Consider the following 3,437-nt stretch of genomic DNA (forward strand, 5'->3'; position numbering starts at 1 on the left):
TTGAGCTGGCCAGAAGCTTGGGGGTTGAGCTCAGTGAAGCACGGGATCTCTTCCTGGAAATGAATGCAAAACTACGCACACGCCAAATCTCTTCATTCCAGCCATCTGTTTTTTATAAGCAAATGGCGTCAGAACAATATGGAATATTTCAGGAAAAACTTTTCAAATTCAAAGGCTTTTACGGTCAGCGACGGATTGTTCGGAAATACGAATATGAAACAGGAGCCAATGTACTGGGCTATGTAGGTGAAATCAACGAGGCTCATTTAAAAAAACAACCTTATTACACACAAGGCGACTATTGGGGTATTAGCGGAGTGGAAAAAATCTATGAAGCACCTCTTCGTGGTGAAAAAGGAGCCCGATATGTTTTGGTGGATGTTCATGGACGACAAAAAGGACCATTCAGAGACGGAAACCATGATGTTCCAGCCGTTTCGGGGAAAGACCTCACACTGACACTTGATCATCAACTTCAGCTATACGGTGAAAAGCTGATGCAAAACAAAGTAGGCAGTATCGTTGCCATTGAACCCTCCACAGGAGAGATTCTGGCAATGGTGTCCTCTCCCTCGTACGATCCCTCATTGCTCATTGGGCGAAAGAGAAATGAAAATTTCCCGAGGCTTGCCACCGACACGCTTTATCCCCTCTTTAACCGGCCCCTGCAATCTGGGTATCCTCCGGGTTCCACCTTTAAAACCCTCATGGCCCTGATTGGATTGCAGGAAGGCGTTATCACCCCCGAATCCCGCTTTGGCTGCCAGATGGGGTATCATACACGCGCCTTATCGGTTGGGTGTCATTCGCATCCCAGTCCGCTGGATTTGCGAGCCTCCATACAAATGTCGTGCAACGCATACTACTGTAATGTATTCCGAAATGTGCTGGACAATCCGGAATACGGTTCTCCCAAAAAAGGGCTTGACGTTTGGAAAGATTACCTGGTAAAGTTCGGCTTTGGATACAGGCTGGGAACTGATTTAAGCAACGAAGGAAGAGGCCTTGTTCCCAACAGCAACTATTACGATCAGATATACTCAGGTAGCTGGGCTTCACTCACGGTAATCTCCCTGGCAATAGGGCAGGGTGAATTACTGACTACTCCTATACAGATGGCCAATATGACTGCCGCAATTGCCAATCGGGGACATTGGTACATTCCTCATGTGGCCCGGGAAATCGAGAACGACACCATACCTTCAAAATTTAAGGAGCCCCATTATGTGGGTGTCGACTCCGCAAACTTTATCCCTGTTGTGGACGGAATGGAACAAGCCATCTGGGGTGGCGCCGGAAGTACCGCACGCATAGCTCAAATTCCCGGCATTACCATCTGCGGAAAAACAGGAACAGCCGAAAACCCGCATGGTGACGACCACAGTATCTTTATTGCTTTTGCGCCCAAAGACAACCCCCAGATTGCGGTGGCCACTTATGTGGAGAACGGATCCTTTGGATCGACTTACGGTGCGCCAATTTCCAGTCTGATAATAGAGAAATACCTGAATAAAGAGATACATCGCACCAGAAAATGGATTGAACAAAGAATGTTGGATGCAGACCTGATAAATAAGGATGAGAGTAACGATTAGAACATACAAAAACATTGACTGGCTGACTGTTAGCATTTACGCCATACTTGTTGCTTTTGGCTGGGTAAATATTTATGCCGCCAATTTCGACCCGGAAACAATTTCCGGAATAACTCTGTCTTCCGAACCGGGCAAGCAGCTAATATGGATTGGGCTGGCCGTTTTAATGATAGGAGTTCTTTTTCTTATCGACAGTAAATTTTTTGTGGAATTTGCCTACATCTTCTTTGGCATTTCCATACTTCTGTTAATATTGGCCCTTCTGTTTGGACTGGAAATTAACGGAGCCAAAGCATGGTTCAAAATAGGATCCATCAGGCTTCAACCGGCAGAGGTTACAAAAGTAGCAGCCAGTCTGGCTCTAGCCAGGGTAATGAGTCGATTCAATTTCAAAATGTCCCGGCTGCGTTATATTCTGAAGATGGGTGCAATCGTTTTTATTCCGGCAACCATCATCCTTTTACAAAACGATACAGGTTCTGCCCTGGTTTATTCCGCCTTTTTCCTGGTTTTTTTCCGCGAAGGAATGTCCCCGGTTGTTCTGCTTTTGGGAGTCCTTGCAGCAATTCTCTTTACCGCTTCATTGCTCTATCCCACTGAAATTCTACTATTGGGAATTTTCCTGCTTTTTGCAGGGTACATCTACCTGTCGAGGCAAAAAAGACTCGCAGTTGTCACTGTTTGGCTGGCAGCAGGTGGTTTTCTGGTTATTTTTGGTTTAGGCGAAATCACGAACTGGTTCACAGGATTCATCATTCCCATGATAGCCGGAATTGCCACTTCAAGCACATACCTGGTTTTCAAAGTCTTAATTAAGAGAATGCCGCAAATTGGCGTTGCGCTTATAATCCTTTGGGGAATGATGGGATACACCTATTCTACCAATTATTTCTTCGACTCTGTATTATCCGAATATCAACGAAACCGCATCCTTGTTATGCTCAATTTGGAGCATGACCCTCAAGGCATAGGATACAATGTCAACCAATCAAAAATAGCCATTGGTTCGGGCGGATTTTATGGCAAAGGATTTTTGCAGGGCACCCAGACCAAATTCGATTTTGTGCCAGAACAAACAACCGACTTTATATTCTGCACAGTGGGCGAAGAATGGGGTTTTATAGGAACCACTTTTGTGGTATTGCTGTTTCTGCTTCTTCTTCTGAGGATTATTTTCCTTGCAGAGCGACAACATTCCGATTTCAGCCGGATATATGGCTACAGTGTAGCTGCCATATTCTTTATGCACATTGCCATCAACATCGGGATGACCATCGGGCTGGCTCCGGTAATCGGCATTCCACTGCCGTTTTTCAGCTACGGAGGCTCGTCATTCTGGGGCTTTACCATCCTTTTGTTCATTTTCCTGAAACTGGACACCAACCGGGCTGAGCTAATTCGGTAATATTCTGTCAATCGGGGTTTAGAAAAACCGATGTCCGGACCACTCTCTGTCGGATGAATGGCCCTTTGAGGGTTTAACCACAGAGGGCACGGAGGGACACAGAGGTTGCTACGCAACAGGGGTATTACACAGAGTTTCACTGAGGAGGCACAGAGGAGCACAGAGCTAGTTTTAAACTTTTCTTATATGTCTGATATGGTTCAATCCGCGGATGCAACAGATTTTTGTCTTAGTGTAAATGCGAGGGGCAGAAAAACGGGCTGAAAGCCCAATTGACCAAAGCCCGGGGCAACGTCCCGGGTAAAAAGTTCAGGTCATTATTTGCGCCCTGAAAGGGCAGGTAGCAGTTTGAAAACAGGATACGCAGGGTTGCTCCGCAGAGGGGTTTAACCACAGAGGGCACGGAGGGACACAGAGGTTGCTACGCAACAGGGGTA

The 3,437-nt window shown here is 46.2% G+C and carries 2 protein-coding genes; both read left to right on the top strand.

Annotated elements, in window-relative coordinates; translation table 11 throughout:
• Positions 1-1,595, top strand: a 1,595-nt coding sequence (locus tag QZZ43_RS16550; protein WP_291861669.1) for a penicillin-binding transpeptidase domain-containing protein, incomplete at its 5' end; no start/stop codon positions are given.
• On the top strand, positions 1,579-3,000 hold the full coding sequence (gene rodA, locus QZZ43_RS16555; RefSeq protein WP_291861671.1) for a rod shape-determining protein RodA: 1,422 nt from the start codon (positions 1,579-1,581) through the stop codon (positions 2,998-3,000). The genes QZZ43_RS16550 and rodA, both read left to right, overlap by 17 nt.
• Positions 3,001-3,437 lie beyond the last annotated feature (437 nt).

The organism is Marinilabilia sp., from assembly GCF_016278715.1.
Taxonomy (GTDB): Bacteria; Bacteroidota; Bacteroidia; order Bacteroidales; family Marinilabiliaceae; genus Marinilabilia.